We start from the raw sequence: 25,325 nt of genomic DNA, 5'->3' as shown, positions 1-25,325 counted from the left end.
AATTCTAGTTAGATTCCATGCGCTTGCACAGGGCGACTCGACGGCGCACACTGCAACCATGACCACTGAGGCCGATGAGCAGCAGGCCGTCGAGCACGTCGTCACCCGCCTGCTGGAACGCTTCCCCTCCCTCACCGAAGATCACATCCACGCGATCGTCGACGAGGAGCACCACCGGTTCGACGGTCGACCGGTCCGCGACTTCGTGCCCGTGCTCGTCGAGCGCGCCGCGCGCAAGCGCCTCGCGACCGAGGCGCCGGTCGTGCGCGTCGACCCGGATGTCGCGGAGCTCGCGGCCGCCGACCAGGTGCGCCGCACCGGCGGGGCGGAGGCCGACCCGATGGAGGTGACCCGCCGCAGCGACGCGGAGGGCGGCGACTTCCTGTTCGGCGACCTCGGCGGCCGCGCGTCCTGAGCCGTCGGCCGCGCTCGCCGCCCTCGGCGCGCCAACCGTCGACCCCGCGGAAGAGCGGTTCCACGACGGGACCTTCCGCCGGTGGCCGGACGCCGCCGGACGTACCATGGCAGGACCACGCCCCGACCCGCAGACGGGAGTCGCCATGGTCCAGGTCCGCGTCCTCGGGATCGCGCTCGACGCGGCCCGGCAGCACATCGTGCTGCTGAAGCCGATCGGCGAGGAATCGGCCGAGGGGCGCGTGCTGCCGATCTGGATCGGGGAGCAGGAGGCGACGTCCATCCTCATCGCGCTCGGCGGCGACCACGCCCCGCGCCCGCTCACCCACGACCTGATGGTCACCCTCATCGAGGCCGTGGGCGGCAACATCGAGCGCATCGACGTGACCCGCATCGAGGAGGGCACGTTCTACGCCGAGCTGACGCTCGTCACGCCGACGGGTCCGCTCGTGATCGACTCGCGGCCGTCGGATGCGATCGGCATGGCCGTGCGCGTCGATGCGCCGCTGTTCGTCGCCGAGGCCGTGATGGATGACGCGGGCATCCCCGCCGAGATGGTCGAGCACCACGACAGCGAGGACGAGGAGAAGCTCGAGGAGTTCAAGAAGTTCCTCGAGGACGTCGACCCGGAGGACTTCCAGGGCTGATCCCGCGCTCGTGCGTGACACCACCGGCCGTCGCACTCCAGACTGTGGAGCACCGTCTTCACGAAGGAGTGATCAATGGGTCCACTGACGACGATCGGGCTGCCGGTCGCCTTGGGCGTCATCATGTTCGGCCTCGGGCTCAGCCTGACCCCGCGCGACTTCGCGCGGGTCGCGACGCAGCCGAAGGCGGTGATCGTCGCACTCGCCTGCCAGCTGCTCCTGCTGCCGGCCGTCTGCTTCGGGCTCGTGCTCCTCTTCGACCTGCCGCCGGTGCTCGCGGTCGGCATGATGCTGCTCGCCGCGTCGCCCGGCGGCACGACCGCGAACCTGTACTCGCACCTGTTCCGCGGCGACGTCGCGCTGAACATCTCGCTCACCGCGCTCAACTCCGTGATCGCGGTGTTCACCCTGCCGCTCATCGCGAACCTGTCGATCGCGTTCTTCCTGCCGGGTGACGACGGCCTCGGCCTCCAGCTGGCGAAGACGATCGAGGTGTTCGCGATCGTGCTGCTCCCGGTGGTCGCGGGCATGCTGGTCCGTCGTTGGAAGCCCGCGTTCGCGGACCGGATGGACCGACCGGTCCGGATCGCGTCCATCGTGATCCTCGTCGTCGTGATCGCGGGCGCGATCGCCTCGAACCTCGAGCTGCTCGTCGAGAACTTCGGCCGCCTCGCCGGGATCACGGTGCTCTTCTGCCTGCTGAGCCTCGGCATCGGCTACCTCGTGCCCCGGCTCCTGCGGGTGGAGCGCCGCCAGGCGATCGCGAGCTCGTTCGAGATCGGCATCCACAACGCCACGCTCGCGATCGTGATCGCGCAGACCGTCATCGGCAGCGTCGAGATGAGCCTCCCGGCGGCCGTGTACGGCGTGCTGATGTTCTTCGTCGCGCTCGGCTTCGGCTTCCTGATCCGAGGTCGGGGGGCGGATGCCGCAGCCGCGCCGGCCACGGCCACGGCGACGTCAGGCGTGGCGGGTGAGCCATCCGTCGAGGCGAAGCGCTCGACCGGATCGAGCGGCGACCCACGAGACGAGTGACGCCGCGACCCGCCGAGCCCACTCGTAGCATGGGCCCGTGAGCGTGCTGCAGGTCGTCGCGGGAGTCGTCCTCATCGTGATGGGCCTCGACGAGGTCTTCCACACGGTGCTGCATCCGACCGGGCGCGGCCGGCTCTCGCACCTCGCGGCGAGTTCCACGTGGGGCCTGACCTCCCGGTTCGGGCGTCGCGGGCGCACGGTCGCCGGACCCCTCGCCGCGGTGGCGGTGGTGACGGTCTGGGCCGTGCTGCAGATCGCCGGCTGGGCGCTCGTCTACCTGCCGTTCGTGCCCGACGGCTTCGCCTACAACGAGGGGATCGACCCGGAGTCCTACCCGGCCATCGTCGAGGCGCTCTACTTCTCCACGGTGAACATGTCGACGCTCGGGCTCGGCGACGTGTACCCGGTCGACCCGTGGCTTCGCGTGTTCGCGCCGCTGCAGGGGCTGATCGGCTTCGCCCTGCTCACGGCCGCCGTCGCGTGGTTCCTCCAGCTCTACCCCGACCTGGGGCGTCGCCGAACCCTCGCGCTCCGCATCGCGCTCATCCAGCGGGCCGACACGGCCGGGCACCTGCTGAACATGGAGTCAGCCACCTCGAGCGGCCTGCTCGACTCGCTGACCGCCGATCTCGCGCAGTCCCGCGTCGACGTGTGGCAGAACTCCGAGTCGTACTACTTCACCGAGGCGGAGCCGACGGCCTCGCTCGCCGCCCAGCTGCCCTACGCGCTGCACCTCGCCAAGCTCGCCCGGCGTTCATCGGACCGCACCGTGCGCAACAGCGGCCAGATGCTCGAGGAGGCGATCGACGACTTCGCGGACGTGCTCCGCGATCGCTTCATGCGGTCCGCCTCCGACACCGACGCGGTCCTCCGCGAGTACGCGCGGCAGCACCGCCAGCGCCCGACCGTTCCGGAGGAACCCGCCGGATCGCCGCGCGACTGAGGGCCGCGTCGCGATCGGCTCGGCGGGGCAGAATGGCCGACATGGATGCCGCGTTCCCCGCCCTGACCGACATGCCCGCGCCGCAGTTCGTCATGTCGGGGGAGGGGCGCCGGATCGCGACGTACTCGTGGGGCGAGGAGGACGCGCCGACCGTGCTGTGCGTGCACGGGTTCGCGTCGAGCTGCCGCGACAACTGGGTGAGCACCGGATGGATCCGCGACCTCCTGCGCGCGGGATACCGGGTGCTCGGCGTCGACCAGCGCGGGCACGGGGCGAGCGACACCCCGCACGAGGCATCCGCCTACGGCATGGACGCGTTCGTCGACGACCTCGTGACGGTGCTCGACACCTACCTCGTCGACACCGTGCGCTACGTCGGGTACTCGCTCGGCGCGCGCGTCGGCTGGCAGGCGGCCGTGCAGGTGCCGCAGCGCATCGAGCGCGCGGTGTTGGGCGGCATCCCCGACGGTCGGCCGCTCGCCCGCATGCAGATCGAGCAGGCGCGCGCGTACGCCGAGCACGGCACGCCCGTCGACGACCCGGTCACCCGGAACTACGTGACGCTCGCCGAGCGCGTCGCCGGCAACGACCTGCTCGCACTCGTCGCGCTCGCCGAGGGCATGCGCGCGGGCGACGCCGACCCCGACCCGTCGAATCCGCCGCCGCAGCCGATCCTCTTCGCGACCGGCACCGAGGACGCGATCATCGAGCAGTCGCGGGCGCTCGCCGCGGCGACGCCCAGCGGGTCGTTCGCCGAGATCCCGGGCCGACACCACTTCAACGCGCCGGGCTCGCGGGAGTTCCGACGCGCGGCGATCGCGTTCCTGTCGGGCTCAGCCCTGTCGGGCTCAGCCCCGTCGGCCTGACTCGCGGCCCGGACGGCCGTTGCCGCCTGGAGACCGCGGGTCTAGCGTGGCCATCACGATGACGTCGATCGGCGGTCGAGGAGCCGATCCGGCCACCGGCGGCGGTCAGGCCGGAGAGGTCGACGCGGCGATCGCGCGGTCGCACCTCCGGGCCATCCCGCCCGCGGCACTCCACGCGGTGCTCGAGCACGCCGTCCTCCGCGATGCGGCGGCGGGTGAGGACCTCCATCGCGAGGGCGATCACCTGGTGCATCTCGAGCTGGTCGTCAGCGGCCTCGTCCGGGTGTTCGTGAGCGCGCCCGACGGACGGACCCTGACCGTGCGCTACTGCCGGTCCGGGTCGCTGATGGGCGCCGTCTCGATGTTCGCCGCCGACTTCACAATGCCCGCATCGGTCCGCGCGGTCACGGCGTCGCGCATCCTGGCCATGCCGGCCGCCGAGGTGGCCGCGCTGGTCGGACGCGATCCGGTCGCCGCCGCCGCGATGCTCGGCGAGCTGGCCGAGCGCGCGATGGCGTTCCTGAACGAGATCCCGGGCAGCGCGTTCGCGACCGTCCGCCAGCGCGTCGCGCGCCACCTGCTCGACCTCGCGTCGGCGTCGGCGTCGGGTGGGCGGCTGCGTGCGCGAGTCAGCCAGCAGGAGCTCGCGGACGCCATCGGATCGGTGCGCGAGGTCGTGGTGCGGGCGCTCCGCGACCTGCGCCGCGAGGGCCTCGTCGAGACCGGCCACGACGGCATCGACCTGCTCGACCCCGAACGGCTTGCCGCCGAGGCGTACCCGACCGGATCGGCCGCGCCCTCGAGGAGCTGGAACCCAGGTTCCTGACGCCGGGCGCGCCGTCCGGGAGGATTCCGGCATGAGCGGCACGACGGCCATGGCACTGCCGGCGATGGGCCTCGACGACCTGCTCCACGGCGACGTCGTCCGTCCGGGCGACGCCGAGTACGAGACCGCGCGACGCGTCTGGAACGGATCGATCGATCGGCGTCCCGGTGCGGTCGCGCGGTGCGCGGACGAGCACGACGTCGTGGCCTGCGTGGACGCCGCCGCGCGCGAGGGACTCCACCCGGCCGTGCGGGGCGGCGGGCACAGCTTCCCGGGTGCATCGACGTGCGACGACGACCTCGTCATCGATCTCCGGCGGATGCGGCGCATCGAGGTCGACCCCGACCGCCGCGTCGCCCGGGTCGGAGCGGGAGCCCTGCTCGGCGAGCTGGATGCCGCGACGCTCGCCCACGGGCTCTCGGTCCCCGCTGGGATCGTCTCCCACACCGGCGTCGCCGGGCTCGCCCTCGGGGGCGGCCTCGGCTGGCAGCAGCGACGGCACGGGCTCACGATCGACCACCTCCGCGCGGCGACCCTCGTCACCGCCGACGGCCACCTCGTGCACGCGAGCGAGGACTCGGAGCCGGAACTCCTGTGGGGGTTGCGGGGCGGCGGCGGCAACTTCGGCGTCGTCACCGAGTTCGAGTTCGACCTGCATCCGATGCGTCCGGCCGTGACGGCGGGCGCCGTGTTCTGGCCGCTCGATGCGGCGCCGGAGGTCATCGAGCGCTATCGCGAGTGGGCGGCCGGCGCGACCGACGAGGTGACGAGCATCCTCGTGCTGCGGCGCATGCCACCACTCGAGGGCGTGCCCGCCGAGTTCGTCGGGACCCTCGTCATCGCGGTCGTGGCCTGCCACTCGGGGCCGCCGGAGGTGGCCGAGGTCGACCTGGCGGCGCTGCGCTCCTGCGCGAACCCGATGATCGATCTGATCGGCCCGACGAGCTTCCTCCAGCACCAGACCTTCTTCGACGCGTCGTATCCGCACGGGTGGCACTACTCCGTGAAGGCGTGCGACATCGGGGCGCTCGACGACGACGTCATCGGGCTGCTCCTCGCCGCTGCGGAGGGGATCCGGTCCCCCCGCTCGAGCATCGTCGTGTGGCAGATGGGCGGCGCGGTCGCCCGGCTCGGATCCGGGTCGGCGTTCCGCGGCCGCGACGCGGCGTTCACGCTGAACATCAACGGCAACACCGAGACGGCCTCTGGCTTCGCCGACGAACGGGCGTGGGCCCGACGTCTGTGGGAGGACCTCCGACCGCATCATGCCGGGGTCTACGTCAACTTCCTCATGGACGAGGGCGCCGACCGCGTGCGCGACGCGTACGGCCCGGACGTGTACGAACGCCTCCTGGCGCTCAAGCGGCGGGTCGACCCCGAGAACCGATTCCGCCGCAACCAGAACATCGATCCCGACGGGTCTGCCTCCGCGTGACGCGGCTCCCTCAGCCCTCGGTCTCGAAGTACAGGTGCGTGTGCAGCCGGCACCGCGGGTTGAAGGCGGCGTCGCACTCGGGGCACGCGTCGACCTCGAGGTACGTCGCGATCGGCAGTTCGGCACCGCATGCGCCGCAGAGGATGGCGCGCGTGTCGCGCTCGGCGAGCGGCCACTGCCGAGCCGGGTGCCCGGCGGCCTCCTCGTGGCAGAGGTGGCACGGGTAGTACTCGCCGCAGCAGGCGAACCGGATGGCGACGATGTCGACCTCGGTGCGGTAGTGCACGCAGCGCGTCTCATCGTCGACGACCGCGCCGAGCACGCGAGGTCGGGCTGCAGGGGCGTCGTGCGTCATGCCATCCATCTTCGCCGAGGAACCGCGCCCTGGCGGCTCAGCCGCGGAACACGAGGATCGGCAGTAGCACGAACGCCGACCAGAACAGGCCCGCGACGAGCACCGTGCCCGTGAGCGCCACGAGCGCCAGCCCCCAGGGCCGTATACGCAGCGCGCCGGCGACGAGCACGGCCGCGCCGGCCGCGATCTCGATCCACCACCACACCGCACTCGTCGTGTCGGCGACGACCGTGAGCCCGTAGACCCCCTCGCCGACGAGCACGCCGGCGAGCACCGACGTGCCGAGCGCGAGCTGCATGCCCCGCCGGCGCAGCGCGTGCGCGGCGCACCCGATGACCGGGCCGGTGAACGCACCGATGATCGCCCAGGTCGTCGGGTCGAACGCGATGCCGCGCCATCCGGATGCCACGGCGTAGCCGAGGGTCAGCGCGACGAAGCCCGCGCCGCCCGCGATCGCCGCCTCGGGATACCCGCGTGCGAGCAGCAGGACGAGGATCGCGGTCGGGATCGTCCACCCGCCCGCCGAGTTCGCCAGCGACGCCGTCTCGGGCGGAAGCAGCAGCTGGCCCCAGGAGGTGAGCCCGCCGAGCACGAACGCGATGGCGGCCACCAGCACGATCCGTCGCGCGGCGGAGAACCACGGATGCCGCGGCGCACGCGCGAGGGCGGGGGCGGCGCCGGCCGCGCGCGGATCCACCGGCATCGCACCCGCCCCGGCGACGCCTCCGCCGGGTGCGACCATGCCGGGCGCCCCCACGGGGGGCGCACCCGCCGCGACCGCACCCGGCATGGTCGCACCCGGTGCGGGCGAACCCGGTGCGGGCGACCGACCCGTGCTTCGTGCCATGCAACGCACGCTAGACGCGATGCGACGGGCCCGCGTCATCCGCTCGGCTGACTCGCAGGAGGTCGTGACCGCACCGTGACCGGGCTGCCAGTGCGCCGCGCCGCGCGCAGGGCGGCACGTCACGCCCGGAGCACGAGCAGGCTCGTCAGGTACGCGAGGTACGCGACGACGAACACCGCGCCCTCGACCCGCTGCATCCGCCGCCCGGTGAGGAAGACCGGGATGCACGCGAGGGTCGCCGCGACCATGACCGGCAGGTCGACCGTGAGGATGCCCTGGTCGACGGGGATGCCGCCGGCCGGGATGAGGCTCGTGATGCCGAAGATGAACAGGATGTTGAACACGCTGCTGCCGAGCAGGTTGCCGACCGCGATGTCGCGCTCGCGCCGGATGGTCGCGACGATCGCGGTCACGAGCTCGGGCGACGACGTGCCGATCGCGACGATCGTGAGGCCGATCACCGAGACCGGGATGCCGAACCCCGCGGCGAGCGCGACCGCGCCGTCGACGAGCCAGTCGGCGCCGAGGACCACGATGACGATGCCGGCCGCGAGCTGGATCGCATCGCGCACCGCGCGGGTGCGGGCCGCGGCGACGCGGGCGCGCGGCTCGCCGAACTCGCGCGCGAACTCGGCGCGGGCGGCGAGGCCCTCGCGGTGCGCCGCGCGCACGATGACCGCCGTGTAGACGACGCCGAGCACGATGAGCAGTGCGCCGTCGAAGCGCGTGACGACGCCGTCGGCGCAGAGCAGCAGCAGGGTGACCGCGGCGACCACCATGGCCGGGAGGTCGAGCCGGATCGCGTGCGACCGGAGCGTGAGCGGCCTGATGAGCGCGGCGATGCCGAGGATGAGCAGCAGGTTCAGCGTGTTCGTGCCGACGATGTTGCCGAGGGCGAGCGAGCCGGTGCCCTGCGCGGCCGCATCGATGCCGATCGCGAGCTCGGGCGCACTCGTGCCGAGCGAGACGACGGTCACGCCGATCACCATGGGCGAGACGCCGAGCCGAGCGGCGAGCCGCGTGCCGCTGCGGACGAGCAGTTCGGCCCCGCCGACGAGTGCGACGAGGCCCGCGACGAGCAGCCAGCCTCCCGTCATCCCGCTCCCTCCGCCGCGTGCCGGTCGTCGGTCCGTCGTTCGACAGTAGGGCCTTTCGCAGCGAATCCGCAGGTGCGCGCGCGGCGCGACCGCCTACCGTCGGATGCATGGCCGGGGCAGGACGCGACGGCGCCGGGGCGGGCGCGGCGGCCGGCGAGGGTCGTCCGCGGTGGAGTCCGCTGCGGCGTCGCCACGACGAGCCGCCGACGTGGACGCAGGCGCTCGCCGAGGGCGACGATGCCGGGCTCTTCGGGCCGGGCAGCGCCGTGTGGGCGGTGAACGGCGCACTGCCGACGCTCGTCGCGGGGATCCGCGCGCTGCTGCTCCAGACGCTGCATCCGGGCGCGATGGCGGGCGTGCACGACCACTCCCGCTACCGCGAGGACCCGCTCGGGCGGCTCGACGGCACGGTGCGCTGGGTCGCGACGACCACGTTCGGCGACCGGCGGGCCGCGGCGGCCGCGTGCGCCTCGGTGTCGCGCCTGCACGAGCGGGTGACCGGCACCTACGTCGACGCCCGCGGCGACGTGCGCCCATACGCTGCCAACGACGAGGACCTGCTGCGCTGGGTGCACGACACGTTCACGGAGGCGTTCATCGGCGCGCATCAGCGGTGGGGCGGCCCGATCCCCGGCGGCGCCGACGCGTACGTGCGCGAGTGGGCCGAGGTCGGGCGCCTCATGGGCGTGCGCGCACCGCCGACCTCGCTCGCCGGGCTTCGCGCCGAGCTCGACGGCTTCCTCGCCGACGCGCGGCCCGACGAGCGCGTGGCCGAGGCCGTCCGGTTCATCCGGCGACCGGGCCTGCCCGGCGTGGTCGGCCGCATCTACCCGATCCTGTTCGGCGGGGCGGTCGCCTCGCTCGGCGCGCGCGAGCGCGACCTGCTCGGCCTCAGGCGACCGTGGTGGCCGGCGATCACCCTCACTCGCGCGGTGCTCGCGATCGGGGTTCGCAGGTTCGGGCGGATGTCGCCGAGCGAGCGCAACGCGCGGGCGCGCATCGCACGGCTCGCGGGCGCGCCGGAGTCGGCGCCCTGGGCGTAGTCCGCCGGAACGGGTCGATGCGAGACCTCAGGGTCCGCACTGTTGCCGGGGCGGTCGCGGATCGCTAGTTTCGGCCTTAGCACGGCAGCATCATGCGTTCCAGCCTTGTCGAGGAGGCCTGCGATGCTCTCCAATCACAACGTGCCCGCCGTCCAGGCACCCGATCGCCGCCTCCTGCGCGCGTTCGCGTTCGACCCGATGAGCTCGCGGCTCAGCGGCCAGTTCCTCACGGTCGACATCCCCTTCGAGACCGGCCTCCGGCCGGGCCCGGACGGCGAACTCGTCCAGGTGGTCGACTACGACGCCACGCGCCGCCGCTGGTACCACCCCGTCGACCTCGACGATCCGCCCGTGCTCGCGCAGGACGGGCTGCGCCCGTCGGAGAGCGACCCGCGGTCGCACCAGCAGATCGTCTACGCGATCACGATGAGCGTCATCGAGCGCTTCGAGCGCTTCACGGGGCGGCGGTTCCGCTGGCGCGGCGACGACCGGCTCCGCTTGGTGCCGCACGCGTTCTACGGCCGCAACGCGTACTTCGACCCGGAGCGGCGCGCCGTGCTGTTCGGCTACTACCGCGCCGACGACTCCGACTCGCAGGCGAGCCTGCCGCATCAGCTCATGTTCACGTGCCTGTCGGTCGACATCATCGCCCACGAGGTCACGCACGCCATCGTGCACCGCCTGCGTCCGATGTTCACGATCGCGACGAACTCCGACGTGTTCGCGTTCCACGAGGCGTTCGCCGACCTCGTCGCGCTGTTCCACCACTTCCTCTTCACCGACATCGTCGAGGACTTCGTGGCCGGCTCGCGCAGCGAGCTGGCGGATGCCGCGGCGCTGCTCTCGCTCGCGGACGAGTTCGGGCGGTCGACCGGGCGGGGCGGGCCGCTGCGCTCGGCGGTCGGTTCGGCGCCCGACCCGGCCGACTTCCAGGCGGCACGCGAGCCGCACCGGCGCGGGGCGATCTTCGTGGCGGCCGTGTTCGACGCCTACCTCGCGACCTACCGATCGAGGATCGCCGATCTCCGCCGGCTCGCCACGGGCGGCTCCGGCGTGCTCGCCGACGGCGAGCTCTCGCCCGATCTCGTGCGCCGCATCGCCGCGGAGGCCGTGAAGAACGCCGACCGGATCCTCGGCATGGTCGTCCGCGGCTTCGACTACCTGCCGGCGGTCGACGTCACGTTCGGCGACGTCGTGCGGGCCGTGATCACCGCCGACCGAGACCTCTTCCCCGACGACAGCATCCACCTCCGCGGTCACCTCGTCGAGGCGCTTCGGCGCCGCGGGATCTTCCCGCCCGGGGTGGTCTCGCTCGCCGACCAGGCGCTGCTGTGGCGGAGCCCGACCGCGCCGCTCAGCCTCACGACCGGCGAGGCGACGGTCGACCTCGGGCAGCTGATCCTCGACTCGACGATCAAGCTCGATCCCTCGGCCTCCTCGGTCACCGCGGCGGGCAACGCCGCCCAGGCGCGATCGAGAGCCGTGTACGCGCAGACCGTGAACTGGGCGAAGGCGCACGCCGTCGAGCTCGGCCTCGATCCCGACGCCGGGCGGATCCGGGTGCTCGGCATGCACGTCGGATTCCAGATCGGGGCCGACGGGCAGCCGCACCCGAGGATCTTCATCCAGATCGTGCAGCGCCGCGAAGACCTCGAGTCGGGCTCGGATCGAGACACCCGCACGCGGATCCATGCGGCCTGCACGGTGATCGCGAACGTCGACGGGCGGGTCGCGTGGCTCGTTCCGAAGCCGCTGCCGTTCACGAAGCCGGAGGCGCTCGCGAAGCTGTCGGAGCCGCTCGCGGTCCACGGTCGCGAGCAGCACGCGGCCGGCGTCGCGCGGTTCGCGGAGATCCGCGAGTGGTTCGGCGAGGTCGAGGACGGCGACCCCCTCGCGATCTGGCTGGACGAGCCCGCGGTCGGGCGGTTGACGTTCGCGAGCCTGCACGCACCGGAGGAGGGCTGAGCCATGTCCGAGGCGACCGTGACGATCCGGATGTACAACCCGGGCTTCGGCGACTGCTTCCTGGTGACCGTGGCCGACGACGGGGCGACCTGGCGCATGCTCGTCGACTGCGGCGTGCACAGCCACGGCCGGGCCCGCGTGGGCGACGTGCCGCGGAAGATCGGCGACGTCGTCGACGCCGTCATCGGGCAGCTGACCGCCGAGAGCGCCGACGGGATGCCGCGGATCGACGTCGTCGCCGCGACCCATCGGCACTCCGACCACGTGTCCGGGTTCGCCGACGACGCCTGGGCCGCGGTCGAGGTCGGCCAGGTGTGGGTGCCGTTCGTCGAGGACGAGCGCGATCCCGACGCGATCGGCCTGCGCCAGGGGCTCACGGCCGCCGCGACCGCCCTCCAGGGGCTCGTCGAGCAGGCGGCGGCCGGGCGGCCCGTCGAGTCGCTCGGCCGTTCGATGGCGCTCGCCATGGACTTCGCGGTGAACTCCGGCCCGAACCTCGCCGCGGCGACGCGGCTCGTCGACGGCGGGTTCAAGGGCGGCGCCGACCACCACGACGTGCGGTTCCTTCCGCGGCGCGAGGCCGCGGCGAACCGCGTCGAGCTGCCGGTCGAAGGAGCGGTCGTGCACGTGCTCGGGCCGAGCCGCGATCCCGAGGACCTCAAGCGCATGGATCCGCCCGCGGCCGTGCACTGGCTGGAGGAGGCGGCCGCCGAGAACGGGCGCGACGACGAGTTCGACATCTTCGACCGCATGTACGAGGTGCCTCGCGACGAGGTGTCGGCTCGGATCCCGATCCAGCTCGTGCGTGCGCGCAACGCGATGCGCCTCGGAGGGCTCGCGCTCGACGAGGAGGCGCTGCTGCGCGCGGCATCCGTCCTCGAACGCTCCGTGAACAACACGAGCCTCTTCTTCGTGCTCGATGTCCGCGGGACGCGGTTCGTCTTCGTCGGCGACTCCCAGCAGGGCGCTTGGGAGCACGTGCTGGGCGACCCCGAGTCGCGGGCGCTCGTGACGGGCGCCGCGTTCTACAAGGTCGGCCACCACGGCTCGCACAACGCGACGCCGAAGCCCGTGGCGCACGAGCTCGTCCACGCGGGAGGGGTCGCGATGGTGCCCGTCGGCACGGTCAAGGCGTGGCAGGACAGCATCCCGAAGTCGGAGATCCTCGAGGCGCTGCACGAGAGCGGCGCGAACGTGATCCGCGCGGACGACCCGGCGACCGGTGCCGCTGCGGTCGGCGGCGACGGCGACCTCGACGTCGAGGTCGGCCCCGACGGGCTCTGGAGCGAGGTGCGCTTCCGCGTGCCCTGATCGGACGGCGCACGGCACGCGCGCGCAAAGGCGTGCGCGCCTAGCTCGGCCGGAGCGTCGCCCAGTCGTCGTCGACCCACGTCGCGTCGGCGGGCAGCCGCGGCCGGTAGTCGGTCGCCGACATCCGGTCGCGCACGCTCGCGTGCACCCTGACCCCCGGCGGGATCGGACGGCGGCGCGGGACGAGCAGGCTCCAGACCGCGCTGTTGCGGTGCGCCGCTCCCGCGGCGTGGGCGGGGGAGAATCCCTCGAACGCCCTCGCGGTGCGCTTCGCGTCGACCCTCAGGCCGTGGTCGAGCGCCCCCTCGAGCACCCACTTCAACGCGATGGTCGAGAGCTTCGGGTCGTCGGCGAAGGTGCCGCCGACATCCGAGTGGATGCCGGCGAACCAGGCCTCCTCGAGCGTCTCGGGGGCCTTCGTGCGCACCTCGTACTCCCGGAACGGGCGCCGCCGCTCGTCGATCGAGATCGCGTGGCGGATGTGCTGCGCGTTCGGCAGCTGCCGCGTGTAAGGCCAGTCGGGCGCGACGCGGACGACGCCGAGGGCCTTCACGGTGTCCCACAGCCCGAGGTACTCGATCGGGATCGTGCTGCGTCCGTCGACCTGCTGGGCGAAGAGCCGCGAGAACCGATGGATCTCGTCCCATGGGATCCGACCCTCGCCGCCACGGCGGGCGTACTTCGCGACCGCGTACTGCAGCTGGTTCTCCGAACCCGGCCGCATGAGCCCGATGAGCCGGAGCATCCCGGCCAGCGCCCTGGCCGTGAACGCGCCGCGGCTGAACCCGAACACGAAGATCCGGTCGCCCGGTCGCCAGTTCTGCATGAGCCACGCGTACGCCTCGCCGAGGTTCTGGCGCATGCCGGCGCCGTAGATCAGCCCGCCGAGTCGGGACAGCCCGCGGGCGACGGGCGTCCACGCGCCGGGCGACGCGAACGTGCCGACGCCGGGGTCGTAGTACGCGATCTGCGCCGTCTCGTCGGTGAGATCGAGCAGGTCGTAGAGCCGCACGCAGTTCGAGTCGGCATCGCCCCGCACCTGGCCGGCCGTCCCGTCCAGGCAGAGCACCAGATTCCGCGCCATGATCGCGTCCCCCCGGACGACCGGCCCCCGCCGCTCCGCCCGATCGTCACGGTACTCCCGGGCACGCGTCGCGCGGAAGGGCGCGGCGGGCGCGTCCCTCAGCCCGTGACCGGCCGGGCGGATGACCCGTCGTCGCCGAGCCCCCAGAACGCGCCCGACAGGCCGACGTCCGCGAAGTACGCACGTGCCTCGGAGGGCTCCCGTCGCACGTAGGGGGAGTCGAGGCGGCCGTCGTACCAGTGGGCGGCCAGCCGCCAGAGCGTCGCGAGGTCGAAGACCGACCCGCGCGTGTTCCCCGTCGCGCGCAGCCAGTCGTCGACGCATCGCTCGTCGCAGAAGATCCGCTGGTGGCCGCAGGTGTGCACCACGTCGTCCCAGATGTGCGCCGTCGGCACGAGGAAGTGCGCGACCTGGTCGCCCGCCGGCGGGCCGTCGGCGTCGACGACCCACGCGTGCGGGGTGCCGCAGGCGGGGCACGTCGTCGCGACGAGCACCTCGTCGACGTCGTCGAGCAGGTTCGGGATCGCGAACGAGTCCCACGCGCAGCCGCCCCACCAGAGCGTGCGCTCGCCCATGACCGAGAACCCGAGGTTGATGCTCGCGAACGGGTGCGCCATGACGATCCGGCCGCCGTCGTCGAGCACGACGTGGCGCTGCGCGGCGAGCGTCGCGAGCGCGCGGTCGACGCCCGCGGCATCCGTCGTCGCGATCACGGCGAGCGCCTCGCGCGAGGGGGCGACGCCGTCGGCGGCGAAGCCCCGGTACACGGCGAGCCGCACCCGCTCGGCCTCGTCGGCGTGGCGTTCGTCGTCGACTCCGTGCGCGTCCATCCGTGCAGGGTACGCCCGGACGCCGTGCGCATGCGGCCCCCGAACGGGGTCGCAGGACCGACGTCCCGGCCGCGGGCCGCGACCGCCGCCTAGCATCGGGCGCGACGGCCGACCCGGGCCGCCGGCACCGTACGAACGGAAGGGCGCAGCATGAAGATCGTCGTCGTCGGAGGGGTCGCGGGCGGAGCCTCGGTCGCGGCACGTGCACGTCGCCTCGACGAGTTCGCCGAGATCGTGGTGCTCGAGCGCGGCGACTACGTCTCGTTCGCGAACTGCGGCCTGCCGTACCACATCGGCGAGGTCATCACCGATCGCAGCCGCCTCCTGCTGCAGACACCCGAGAGCCTGCATGAATCGCTCGCCATCGACGTGCGCGTCGGCGCCGAGGTCGTCTCGCTCGACCGGTCGGCGAAGACCGTGACCGTGCGCGAGACCGCGACCGGCCGCGAGTACGTCGAGGCCTACGACAAGCTCGCGCTCTGCCCGGGCGCCGACCCGCTCCGGCCGCCGCTGCCCGGCATCGACCTGCCCGGCGTGCACGTGCTGCGGAACGTCACCGACATGGACGAGATCAAGGCGCAGCTCGACGAGGCGCTCGCGGCCGCGGCATCCGCCCCCGGCCGGAGCGGTGCAGGACGGACCGGCGCACCCGTGAGGGCCGTCGTCATCGGCGCCGGCTACATCGGCGTCGAGATGGCCGAGAACCTCCAGCACCGCGGCGCGTCGGTGACGATCGTCGAGCTCGCCGACCAGATCCTGCCGCCGCTCGACAAGGAGGTCTCGGTGCCCGTCGAGCAGCACCTGCGCAGCCGCGGCGTTGAGCTCTTCCTCTCGACCGGGGCCGCGGCGTTCACCGAACGTGCAGGCGGCGGGCTCACGGTCGAGCTCACGAACACCCGGTTCGTCGACGCCGACCTCGTGATCCTCTCGGCCGGCCTGCGGCCGAACGTGGGCCTGGCGGCGGATGCCGGCCTCGAGCTCGGGCCGCGCGGCGGCATCCGGGTCGACACGCACATGCGCACGTCGGACCCGTCGATCTGGGCGGCGGGCGACGCCGTCGAGACCCCGCACACGGTGCTCCCCGGCTCGTGGATCACGCCGCTCGCCGGCCCGGCGAACCGCGAGGCGCGCGTCGCCGCCGAGAACATGTGCGGCCGCGAAACCGAGTACCGCTCGACCCAGGGCACCTCGATCGTCAAGGTGTTCGACATGGTCGCGGGCGGCACCGGCGCCACCGAACGCCAGCTCGTCGCCGAGGGCATCGAGTACCGCGCGATCCACATCCACCCCTCCGGGCACGCCGGCTACTACCCGGGCACCGCGCAGATGCACCTCAAGCTGCTGTTCGCCCCGGGCGACGGGCGGATCCTCGGCGCACAGGTCGCGGGCTTCGACGGCGTCGACAAGCGGCTCGACGTGCTCGCGACGGTCATCCGCCTCGGCGGCACCGTGCACGACCTCGAGGAGCTCGAGCTCGCCTACGCGCCGCCGTTCGGATCGGCGAAGGACCCCGTCAACATGGCGGGCTTCGTCGCGAGCAACGTGCTGCAGGGCGACCTCGTGCTCTGGTACGCGAGCGACTGGCCGGCCGCGGTCGAGGGGGCGCGGCTCGTCGACGTGCGGACGCCGGAGGAGTACGGGATCTGGCACATCCCGGGCGCCGAGAACGTGCCGCTCGCGACGCTGCGCGCCGCGAGCGAGGAGTGGGACCGTTCGGTCCCGGTCCGCCTGTACTGCGCCGTGGGGTTCCGCAGCTACCTCGCCTACCGGCTGCTCGTGCAGCGCGGCTTCGCGGATGTCGCGACGCTGTCGGGCGGGTCGAACACGTTCCGCTTCCGGCACGAGGTCGAGCCCGCGTCGACCGTCGCGCCGCCGCCCGAGATCGCCTACGCCGAGGCGGTCGACCTCATCGCGGCGACGAAGGGCACGGGAAAGTCGGTCGACCTCGACTGCACCGGGCTCGCCTGCCCGGGCCCCATCATGCGCCTCTCGGCGACCATGGGCGAGCTGGCCGCCGGCGACGAGGTCGTCGTGCGCGTCTCCGACCCGGGGTTCGTCAGCGACGGGCCGGCCTGGGCGGCGAGCCACGGGCACGAGGTGCTGTCGATGACGCCCGACGGGCCGGGCTTCGTCGCGGCCTTCCGCAAGGGCGGCACCGCGCCATCCGGAACCACCGCCGTCACCGAGCGGAGGAACCAGACCTCGTTCGTCGTGTTCTCCGGCGACCTCGACAAGATGCTCGCCGCGTTCATCATCGCGAACGGCGCGCTCGCGATGGGGCAGCAGGTCTCGATGTTCTTCACGTTCTGGGGCCTCAACGCGCTGCGGCGCGAGCACGCGCCGAAGCGCGACCACGGCGCGCTCGAGCGGATGATGGGCATGATGATGCCCTCGGGCCCCGACCGGCTGCCGCTCTCGCAGATGAACATGGCGGGCGCCGGGCCGGCGATGATCAAGCACGTGATGAAGGAGCACGACGTGCAGTCGGTGCCCGAACTGATGTCGGCCGCCCGTGAGGGCGGGGCGCGGCTCATCGCCTGCACCATGACGATGGACCTCCTCGGCATCGCCGACACCGACCTGATGGAGGGGATCGAGTTCGGCGGCGTCGCGACCTTCCTCGGCGAGGCGGAGAAGTCCGGGACGACGCTCTTCATCTGAGTCGACACGCGCGGCACCCGCCGCGGCGACCGCAGCGGCGACCTCGGCGACTCCGGCGACCCCCGAACGGGGTCCGGAGAGCATTCCCCGTGTTCTCCCGCGTTCGGGGCATCCGCCCCTAGCATTGGCGCATGAGTGCGCCAGCCTCCGCACCCGACACGACGACGAGCGCCGCCCGTCGCAAGGTGCGCCTGCGCCGCGGCTCGAGCGACCGGTCGGCGGCCGCGCTGCTGCTCGTCGGCACCGTGCTCGCCATCCTCTGGGCGAACTCGCCGTGGGGTTCGACGTACGAGGCGTTCTGGGAGACCGAGCTCGAGATCGGGCTGGGCGAGTGGCAGCTGCACGCCACGCTGCACGACGTCGTGAACGACGGGCTCATGACGCTCTTCTTCTTCGTCGTCGGCCTCGAGGTGAAACGCGAGTTCACGATCGGCGAGCTCACCGACCGGTCGCGCGCCATCGTCCCGATCGTCGCGGCGATCGCCGGGCTCGTGGTCCCCGCGCTGCTGTTCGTGGTCATCGCACTCCCCACCGGTGAGCTCGCGGCGTGGGGCGTGGTGATCTCGTCCGACACGGCCTTCCTGCTGGGCGCCCTCGCGATCATCGGCCCGCCGTTCCCGGCACGGCTCCGCACGTTCCTGCTCACGCTCGCCGTGGTCGACGACGTCGGGGCGCTTCTCGCGATCGGCATCTTCTACAACTCGGGGCTCGACCTCGTGCCGCTCGCGGTCGCGGCCGTCCTCATGGTCGCGATCGCGCTCGTCAGGTACCTCCGCGCCGGCCGCGGCCTCGCCTACGGGGTGCTCGGCATCGGGCTCTGGATCGCGATCGCCATGGCCGGCATCCATCCGACGCTCGCCGGGGTGGCGGTCGCACTGCTCATCCCCGTGTTCCCGCCGCGCCGCAGCGAGGTCGAGCGCACCGAGGAACTCACGCGCGCGTTCCGCGAGTCGCCGAGCGCCCAGTACGCGGCCGCCGTGAACCGGAGCCTCCGCGAGTCGCTGTCGATCAACGACCGGCTGCAGGCCGAGTGGGGGCCCTACATCGCCTTCCTCGTGCTGCCGATCTTCGCGCTCGCGAACGCCGGGGTGCACCTCGACGCCGAGACGCTCGCCGCCGCGTTCAGCTCGCCGCTCACATGGGCGATCATCGCCGGCCTCGTCGTGGGCAAGTTCGTCGGCATCACCGCCGCGACCGCGATCGTCCGCGCCACCGGCATGGGCAAGCTCGCACCGGGGCTGGGGATGCCGCGCGTCGCGGGCGGCGCGGCGCTGTCGGGCATCGGCTTCACGATCTCGCTCTTCATCGTGGGCATCGCGCTCGCCGACGGCGAGGCGCAGGACCACGGTCGCGTCGGCGTGCTCACCGCATCCCTCGTCGCCTTCGGTCTCGGGTGGGCGATCTTCGCGATCGCCGATCGGCTGAGCCCCCCGCAGGCGGTCGGCAAGGTGCTCGCGCGGCCGTTCGATCCCGCGCGCGACCACTATCGCGGCCGGCCCGACGCGCCCTACCAGATCGTCGAATACGGTGACTTCGAGTGCCCGTTCTGCTCTCGCGCGACCGGCTCCATCGACCAGGTGATCCGCCGGTTCGGCGACGAGGTCTGCTGGGTCTGGCGGCATCTCCCGCTCGAGGGCGTGCACCCGCACGCCAAGCTCGCCGCCCAGGCCTACGAGGCCGCGGCGCTGCAGGGCCGCTTCCTCGACATGTCGCGCACGCTCTTCCAGCACCAGGACGCGCTCGAGACCGACGACCTCTGCCGGTACGCCGAGGAGCTCGGCCTCGACGTCCCGAGGTTCCTCGAGGACCTGCGCTCGCCGGCCGTCGTGCGCCGCGTCGAGGACGACCAGATCGACGCCGAGCTCATGGACCTGCACTCGACGCCGACGTTCTTCGTCAACGGCCGAAGGCACATCGGCCCTTGGGACTCGCGCAGCCTCATCCGTTCGCTCGAGGCCTCGGTCGACGCTCCGCCCGAGACCGCCGCCGAGCGCTGACCGACCGGGAGCGCCGGGCTCAGCCCGCGGCGGTGCGATGCCGGGAGACGCCCAGGACCACGAGCGCGACGCCGATCGCGGCGTACACGACCAGCGCGACGAGGTCGCCCCAGCCGGAGCCGACGCCGAGCCCGGCGAGGAGCAGGCTGTGCCCCGGGCCGGTCGGGACGAGGTTCGCGGTGTTCGCGATCGCGGCGGGCACGGTCGAGGAGACCCCCGCCGCCAGGCCGATCACCGCGGCGATCGCGGCCGCGGTCCGGCCGGGCCCGCCGAAGCCCGCCGCGAGTCCGTGGTTCACGAGCGCGAACACCGTGCCGATGAACACCGCGGCCGCGGCGAAGCCGACGCGCGCGGCGACCTCGGCGTCGAGGGCGGGTTGCAGGGCGAGGCCGACGAGCAGCCCCTGGCCCGCGCCGAGCGCCGCGCCGGGCCAGATCGAGCGCCCCGTGATCGAGACCGTCGACGCGGAGGTGAGCAGCCGGCGCTGCGGCACCGCGCGACGGGCGAGCGCCAGCACGATCGCGCCCACCCAGAGCGCGAAGGTCGCGAAGAGCGGCACCGACTGGGTTCCGCTCGCGGGCACCGCGACGTCGGTCCGGGTCGGCTGCGCGACGACCGACGAGAGCGTCGTGATGTCGGAGTCGGAGTACGTGGGGATCTGCTCGACCGCCTGCGCGAGTCCGTCTGAGAGCTGCGCGGCCCCCGACGAGGTCTCGTCGGCGCCGGCCGCCACCTCCTGCGCGCCCGCGTTCACCTGCTCGCCGCCCGCCGCGCTCTCCGCGGCGCCGGCCGCCACCTCGTTCGCACCCGCCGCCGACGCGTCCGCGCCGGCCACGAGCCCCGGCATGCCGGCGGCGAGCTCGGCGTTGCCCGCGGCGACCTGGTCGGCCCCGGAGGCGAGCGCGTCGACATCGCCGTCGACGGCCTGGACGCGCGAGAGCACGCTCCGACCGCGATCGCAGATCGCACCGGGGCGAGCCGCGCACAGGTCGTCGACGACCCGGGCGACGTCGGCGGTCGCGCCGTCGAGCGCCGCGGCGATCGCGTCGAGCGCTGCGGCGACCTGGGCCGAGCCCGTCGCGAGCTGGGCGGTGTCCGAGGGCAGCGCCTGCACCGACGCGTCGAGCTGTGCGAGCCCCGCCGCGAGCGAGGCGGCTCCGGCGTCGAGCGAGTCGAGCCCGGTCGCGAGCTGCGACGTGCCTGCCGCGAGCGAGCCCGCACCGCTCGCGAGCGACGATGCGCCCGACGCGAGTTCGGCGGCGCCGTCGGCGGCCTGGCCGATCTGCTCGTTGATCGTGTTGAACCCCTGGTAGACGTTGCCCAGGTAGCGCTCGGTGAGCTGGGCGTTGAAGGTCGCCACGGCCGCCTGCGTGATGACCTCGGTGAGCGCGGGGTCGAGGTAGGCCGACGAGGGCGTCGTCTGCACGTGCAGGGTCGCGTGCACGGCATCCGCCGCGGGCCCCGAGATCGAGGTCGCGTCCGCCGAGAACGACGGCGGGATGGTGAGCACCGCGGCGTACCGCCCGTCCCGCAGCCCGGTCGCGGCGTCGTCGTCGTTGGTCAGGATCCACGTGAAGTTCGGTCCGCTCGGTGCGGGCGTCGCGGTCGCGTCGGGCCCGGGGTCGTCGGGCGCGCCCTCGCCGGCGATGCCCCCGATGAGGCCGGCCGCGAACTCCCGGCCGAGGGGCACGGTCTGGCCGTTCAGCTGCACGGGCTCGTCGTCGTTGACGACGGCGGCGGTGACCCGGTCGAAGTCGCTCACGGGCGCCGCGAGCCCCCATGCGAGCAGGCCCGCGATCGCGAGCGGCAGGAGCAGGACGCCGACGATCCCGAGGACGCCGAGCCGCTCGGCGCCCTCGCTGGACGAGAACGCGGGGTCGCTCGCGGCGTCGCTCACGTGACAGCTCCCGTCGTGGCCGACTCCGTCGCGGTGCGGGCGGATGCCGCGGGCTCGAGCACCGTCCGGTCCATGCCGGTCGGCAGCACGGCGTCCGCCGCCTCCGCGCGCTCGCACGAGACGAGCAGGGTCAGCGGATGTCCCGTCCGACGTTCCGCACCGCCTGCGGCGCCCGTGAGCACCTCGCGGAGCTCGTCGCGGGCAGCCGGGTCGGCGAGGAGGTCGACCCCGTCGATCGCGAGCAGACCGGGGCCGTCGGCCGCGGCATCCACCGCCGCGGCGATGGGATCGCGGAGCGCCGCGACCTCGACGACGGCGCTGTCGGCGCGCACGCTGCGTGCCCGCACGGGCAGCACCAGCCCGAGGCACTTGAGCCGGCCGTCGACGACGGGACGGCGGCCGGTGAGGGCGAGCAGCACCGCGCGGCGCTCCTCGGGCGTGGCGCCGGCGACCACGAGCGCGCCGCCGGCCGGTACGCGGACGTCGATGCCGACGAGGCGCGGCTCGCGGCGCACGGCGACGCCCTCGCCCACGATCGCGTGCGCGTCGCCCGGTTCCGGCCAGTCCGCGAGCTCGTCCTCGCGGGCGAGCCCCTCGCCCTCGACGTCGAAGTGGGGGAGCGCCCGGTCGAGGCCGGCCGGGAACCACCACGCGTGCCGCCCGAACCAGGCGAGCACCGCGGGCGTCAGCGTCATCCGCACGATGAACGCGTCGATCGCGACGCCGGTCGCGAGCCCGAACGCGATGGGCTGCATCGAGGCCTCGCCGTTCAGGATGAAGCCGCTGAAGACCGTGAACATGATGATGCCGGCGGCCGTGACCACGCGGGCCGAGGCCACGAACCCGCGCTCGATCGATGGCCGCGGCTCGCCGCTCTTCAGGTACTCCTCGCGCATGCGGCTGACGAGGAACACCTCGTAGTCCATCGCGAGCCCGAACAGCACGCCCATCACGATGATCGGCATGAAGCTCGTGACCGCGCCGACCGACTCGACGTTCAGCGGGCCGGCGAGGAACCCGTCGACGAACACGAGGCTCGTGAGGCCGAAGGCCGCGCCGATCGAGAGGACGTAGCCGAGCGCTGCGGTGATCGGCACCACGATCGAGCGGAACACCATCGCGAGCAGCACGAGCGAGAGGCCGACGACGAGCAGGCCGAACGGCAGGAGCGCGCTGCCGAGCCGCTCGGAGATGTCGATGCCGAGTGCGGTGTAGCCGGTCACGGCGAGGTCGACGGCGTAGTCCTCGAGGAACACGTCGTGCATCGCGCGGAGCCGGTGCACGAGCTGCTCGGTCTCCTCGGAGTCCGGCGCACCGTCGGGGATCACCTGGATCACCGCCGTGTCGCCGGTCTCGTTCGGCGTGGCGAGCGGCACCGCCGCGACGCCCTGCACGTCGGCGACGTCGGCCGCGATGTCGTCGACGAGGGTCACCGGGTCGGTGCTCTGGATGACCGAGCCCGTGAGGATCAGCGGCCCGTTGGCACCCGCCCCGAAGTGCTCGGCGATGAGGTCGTACGTGACCCGGCCCGGCGCGCCCTCGGGCAGCGACCCCGAGTCGGGGAGCGCCAGTCGCAGGTGCGCGGCGGGCAGGGCCGCGAGCGCGAGCACCGCGGTGATCAGGATGACGGTCACCGGTGGCCAGCGGATGGCGCCGCGCACCCAGTGGCCGAAGAACCCGCCGGGGCGGGCGGCGACCTCGGGCGCGGGTGGCGCGGGGCCCTCGTCCCCGTCGGCCACGGCGCCTTCGACCTCCACCGGATCCGACCGGGCGGGCGTGCCGTCGGCACTCGTGCGGTCCGCGGCGTCCGCGGCGTCCGTGGTCTCCGCCTCGCCCGCCTCCGCGGCCTCCGCCCGGTCCGCCTTCTCCCGGTGCGACTTCTTCTCCCGGTGTACGGGACGGAACCGCTTCGGCACGACGTGCCAACGGGCGAAGGCGAGCAGCGCGGGCGTGAGCGTGAGCGCGACGAGCGCCGCCGTCGCGACGGCGAGCGCCGCGCTGATCCCCGTGATGGTGAGGAAGGGGATGCGTGCGACGCTGAGGCCGAGGAGCGCGATGATCACCGTCGTCGCCGCGAACATCACGGCCGAGCCGGCCGTGGCCACGGCGCGCGGCGCCGACTCCTCGGGCGGCATTCCGCGTTTCACCTGGTCCTGGTGGCGCGAGACGATGAAGAGCGAGTAGTCGACGCCGACGGCGAGGCCGAGCATGACCGCCAGCAGCGGCGCGGTCGAGGTCACCGTGAGCCAGCGCGTGCCCGTGAGTACGACGGCGACGGCCGCGCCGACGCCGACGAGCGCGGTGGTGATCGGCATGCCGGCGGCCACGAGCGAGCCGAACGTGATGACCAGCACGCCGAGGGCGATGAACACGCTCGTCAGCTCGCTGAGGCCGATTCCCGGGTTCACCTGCGAGTACAGCGCACCGCCGACGCTCACCTGCGAGCCGTCGGGCAGGTTCCCCTGGAGCGTGCTGCCCTCCGCCTGCAGCGCGTCGGAGGTCGACGGGAGGACGTCGACCGCCTGGGCGGTGAGCTGGATCGTGACGAGCACGGCCGAGGAGTCCGATGAGATGTCGGACGACGACGGGTCGTCGTAGGGCGAGCTGACCGCCGAGACCTGCGGAACCTGGCCGAGGGCGGTGATCGCGTCGTCGACCGCCGATTCGAAGTCGGGGTCCGTGACATCGCCGCCCTCCGGCGCGACCGCGATGAGCTGCGCCGACGTTCCGGAGAACTGGGGGAACGTGCGCGCGAGCGAGTCGAGCGCGTCCTGCGACTGGGTTCCGGGGAACGCGTACGTGTTGTTCGTGCCCGTGCCGAGCAGGCCGGCGAGGGTGAACAGCACCGCGAGGATCCCGACCCAGAGCAGCACGACGAGCCATCGGGCACGGTAGGCCCAACGCCCGAGCGCATGCAGTGCCGAGGACACGCCTACTCCCCCCCGAAGTGGAGTTCTGACAGAACCTCAACGTATCGGCGGGCGGCGACGCTCCGCAACGATGGTGGCGCCGTCGAATCGGCGTGCGCGAGGGGAGCGGGTACAGTGGCACGTCGGCACGCGGCATCCGCCCGGGGGCCGGCTCGGCCCGCGAGGGCCGCGCGCGACGGGGCGCCCTCGACATCCACCGGCTCCATCCGAGCCCGCCGAACGGAGGACCCCGATGTCCGCGCCCGCGCGCCCCGACGCCACGACCGACGCCCGCACCCGCACCCGCGACCAGCCGTCGGTGCTGACCGCGCTGCGCACGCCCCGCCTGCTCACGCGCGAGGTGCTCGCAGGGCTGGTGGTCGCGCTCGCGCTCATCCCGGAGGCGATCTCGTTCTCGATCATCGCGGGCGTCGACCCGCGGGTCGGCTTGTTCTCGTCGTTCGTGATGGCGGTGTCGATCGCCTTCCTCGGCGGCCGGCCGGCGATGATCAGCGCGGCCACCGGCGCGGTCGCCCTCGTCATCGCGCCCGTCGCACGCGACTACGGCATGGACTACTTCATCGCGACGGTGATCCTCGCGGGCGTGTTCCAGCTCGTGCTCGGCGCGCTCGGCGTCGCGAAGCTCATGCGCTTCATCCCGCGCAGCGTCATGGTCGGGTTCGTCAACTCGCTCGCGATCCTGATCTTCGCCGCGCAGCTGCCGCACCTCGTCGGGGTGCCGTGGCTCGTGTACCCGCTCGTCGCTGCGGGCCTCGTGATCATGGTCGGCGTGCCGCGCCTGACGAAGGCTGTGCCCGCGCCGCTCATCGCCATCGTCGTGCTCACGGTCGTCGTGGTCGCCTCCGGCTGGCAGGTGCCGACGGTCGGCGACGAGGGCGAGCTGCCCGAGAGCCTGCCCGAGCTGTTCATCCCGAACGTGCCGCTCACGTGGGAGACCTTCGCGACGATCGCGCCGTTCGCGCTCGCGATGGCGCTCGTCGGCCTCCTCGAGTCGCTGATGACGGCGAAGCTCGTCGACGACCTCACCGACACCCGCTCGGGCAAGACGCGCGAGGCGCTCGGCCAGGGCGTCGCCAACATGCTCTCCGGCCTGTTCGGCGGCATGGGCGGCTGCGCGATGATCGGCCAGACGATGATCAACG

20 protein-coding genes are annotated in these 25,325 nt (G+C 73.1%); 13 read left to right on the top strand and 7 right to left on the bottom strand.

Annotation, left to right across the window (positions count from 1 at the left end):
* Nucleotides 1-58 precede the first annotated feature (58 nt).
* From GJ743_RS19315 to GJ743_RS01330, 7 genes are all read left to right on the top strand, one after another.
* On the top strand, nt 59-415 hold the full coding sequence (locus tag GJ743_RS19315; protein ID WP_230386267.1) for a three-helix bundle dimerization domain-containing protein: 357 nt from the start codon (nt 59-61) through the stop codon (nt 413-415).
* Between the two features lie 106 nt (nt 416-521).
* A complete protein-coding gene (locus GJ743_RS01355; protein WP_230386266.1) occupies nt 522-1,061 on the top strand; it encodes a bifunctional nuclease family protein in 540 nt (179 codons plus the stop codon).
* A gap of 75 nt (nt 1,062-1,136) precedes the next feature.
* Nucleotides 1,137-2,096 (top strand): bile acid:sodium symporter family protein, encoded by a 960-nt coding sequence (locus GJ743_RS01350; RefSeq protein ID WP_155050147.1) that lies wholly within the window; start codon nt 1,137-1,139, stop codon nt 2,094-2,096.
* Nucleotides 2,097-2,133: 37 nt separating this feature from the next.
* Nucleotides 2,134-3,039 (top strand): potassium channel family protein, encoded by a 906-nt coding sequence (locus GJ743_RS01345; RefSeq protein ID WP_155050146.1) that lies wholly within the window; start codon nt 2,134-2,136, stop codon nt 3,037-3,039.
* A 41-nt stretch (nt 3,040-3,080) separates the two neighbouring features.
* Nucleotides 3,081-3,905, top strand: coding sequence for an alpha/beta fold hydrolase (locus GJ743_RS01340; RefSeq protein ID WP_155050145.1), 825 nt, complete (start codon nt 3,081-3,083; stop codon nt 3,903-3,905).
* Between the two features lie 46 nt (nt 3,906-3,951).
* Nucleotides 3,952-4,731 carry a Crp/Fnr family transcriptional regulator gene (locus GJ743_RS01335; protein WP_155050144.1) on the top strand — a complete coding sequence of 260 codons (780 nt, stop codon included), beginning with the start codon at nt 3,952-3,954 and terminating at the stop codon, nt 4,729-4,731.
* 31 nt (nt 4,732-4,762) lie between these two features.
* Nucleotides 4,763-6,166 carry an FAD-binding oxidoreductase gene (locus GJ743_RS01330; protein WP_155050143.1) on the top strand — a complete coding sequence of 468 codons (1,404 nt, stop codon included), beginning with the start codon at nt 4,763-4,765 and terminating at the stop codon, nt 6,164-6,166.
* A 10-nt stretch (nt 6,167-6,176) separates the two neighbouring features.
* Here GJ743_RS01330 and GJ743_RS01325 read toward each other — a convergent pair whose 3' ends face one another.
* From GJ743_RS01325 to GJ743_RS01315, 3 genes are all read right to left on the bottom strand, one after another.
* A complete protein-coding gene (locus tag GJ743_RS01325; RefSeq protein ID WP_230386265.1) occupies nt 6,177-6,521 on the bottom strand; it encodes a CHY zinc finger protein in 345 nt (114 codons plus the stop codon).
* A 37-nt stretch (nt 6,522-6,558) separates the two neighbouring features.
* The gene (locus GJ743_RS01320) at nt 6,559-7,368 is read right to left on the bottom strand and encodes a DUF6518 family protein (RefSeq protein ID WP_155050141.1); all 810 of its coding nucleotides are present in this window, start codon (nt 7,366-7,368) and stop codon (nt 6,559-6,561) included.
* A gap of 119 nt (nt 7,369-7,487) precedes the next feature.
* The gene (locus GJ743_RS01315; RefSeq protein ID WP_155050140.1) at nt 7,488-8,465 is read right to left on the bottom strand and encodes a calcium/sodium antiporter; all 978 of its coding nucleotides are present in this window, start codon (nt 8,463-8,465) and stop codon (nt 7,488-7,490) included.
* A gap of 107 nt (nt 8,466-8,572) precedes the next feature.
* Here GJ743_RS01315 and GJ743_RS01310 point away from each other — a divergent pair, with 107 nt between their 5' ends.
* The 3 genes from GJ743_RS01310 (at nt 8,573) to GJ743_RS01300 (ending at nt 12,784) form a co-directional block, all read left to right on the top strand.
* Nucleotides 8,573-9,508 carry an oxygenase MpaB family protein gene (locus GJ743_RS01310; protein ID WP_155050139.1) on the top strand — a complete coding sequence of 312 codons (936 nt, stop codon included), beginning with the start codon at nt 8,573-8,575 and terminating at the stop codon, nt 9,506-9,508.
* Between the two features lie 123 nt (nt 9,509-9,631).
* A complete protein-coding gene (locus GJ743_RS01305) occupies nt 9,632-11,473 on the top strand; it encodes a gluzincin family metallopeptidase (protein ID WP_155050138.1) in 1,842 nt (613 codons plus the stop codon).
* A 3-nt stretch (nt 11,474-11,476) separates the two neighbouring features.
* The gene (locus tag GJ743_RS01300) at nt 11,477-12,784 is read left to right on the top strand and encodes a ComEC/Rec2 family competence protein (RefSeq protein WP_155050137.1); all 1,308 of its coding nucleotides are present in this window, start codon (nt 11,477-11,479) and stop codon (nt 12,782-12,784) included.
* A 40-nt stretch (nt 12,785-12,824) separates the two neighbouring features.
* Here the strand turns inward: GJ743_RS01300 and GJ743_RS01295 are convergent, their stop codons facing one another.
* Both GJ743_RS01295 and merB read right to left on the bottom strand, forming a co-directional pair.
* Nucleotides 12,825-13,868, bottom strand: a complete 1,044-nt coding sequence (locus tag GJ743_RS01295; protein WP_155050136.1) for a DUF2235 domain-containing protein — start codon at nt 13,866-13,868, stop codon at nt 12,825-12,827.
* 98 nt (nt 13,869-13,966) lie between these two features.
* Complete coding sequence (gene merB / locus GJ743_RS01290) at nt 13,967-14,698, bottom strand: organomercurial lyase (RefSeq protein ID WP_155050135.1); 732 nt, start codon at nt 14,696-14,698, stop codon at nt 13,967-13,969.
* A gap of 150 nt (nt 14,699-14,848) precedes the next feature.
* Here merB and GJ743_RS01285 point away from each other — a divergent pair, with 150 nt between their 5' ends.
* Both GJ743_RS01285 and nhaA read left to right on the top strand, forming a co-directional pair.
* Nucleotides 14,849-17,359 (top strand): FAD-dependent oxidoreductase, encoded by a 2,511-nt coding sequence (locus tag GJ743_RS01285; protein WP_155050134.1) that lies wholly within the window; start codon nt 14,849-14,851, stop codon nt 17,357-17,359.
* Nucleotides 17,360-17,490: 131 nt separating this feature from the next.
* Entirely contained in the window at nt 17,491-19,356 is a 1,866-nt protein-coding gene (nhaA, locus tag GJ743_RS01280) for a Na+/H+ antiporter NhaA (RefSeq protein ID WP_155050133.1), read from the top strand.
* A gap of 19 nt (nt 19,357-19,375) precedes the next feature.
* On the opposite strand, the gene GJ743_RS01275 is transcribed toward nhaA, so the two are convergent.
* Both GJ743_RS01275 and GJ743_RS01270 read right to left on the bottom strand, forming a co-directional pair.
* On the bottom strand, nt 19,376-21,253 hold the full coding sequence (locus tag GJ743_RS01275; protein WP_155050132.1) for a YhgE/Pip domain-containing protein: 1,878 nt from the start codon (nt 21,251-21,253) through the stop codon (nt 19,376-19,378).
* Nucleotides 21,250-24,183, bottom strand: a complete 2,934-nt coding sequence (locus GJ743_RS01270; protein ID WP_155050131.1) for an MMPL family transporter — start codon at nt 24,181-24,183, stop codon at nt 21,250-21,252. The genes GJ743_RS01275 and GJ743_RS01270 overlap by 4 nt, the downstream gene beginning before the upstream one ends.
* 232 nt (nt 24,184-24,415) lie before the next feature.
* Here GJ743_RS01270 and GJ743_RS01265 point away from each other — a divergent pair.
* Nucleotides 24,416-25,325: SulP family inorganic anion transporter (locus GJ743_RS01265; RefSeq protein WP_196216869.1), on the top strand; the 910-nt coding region annotated here is incomplete at its 3' end.

The organism is Agromyces bracchium (assembly GCF_009709675.1).
Classification (GTDB): Bacteria; Actinomycetota; Actinomycetes; order Actinomycetales; family Microbacteriaceae; genus Agromyces; species Agromyces bracchium.
The sequence above is the reverse complement of the archived record's forward strand: the minus strand, read 5'-3'. Positions and strand labels throughout refer to the sequence as shown.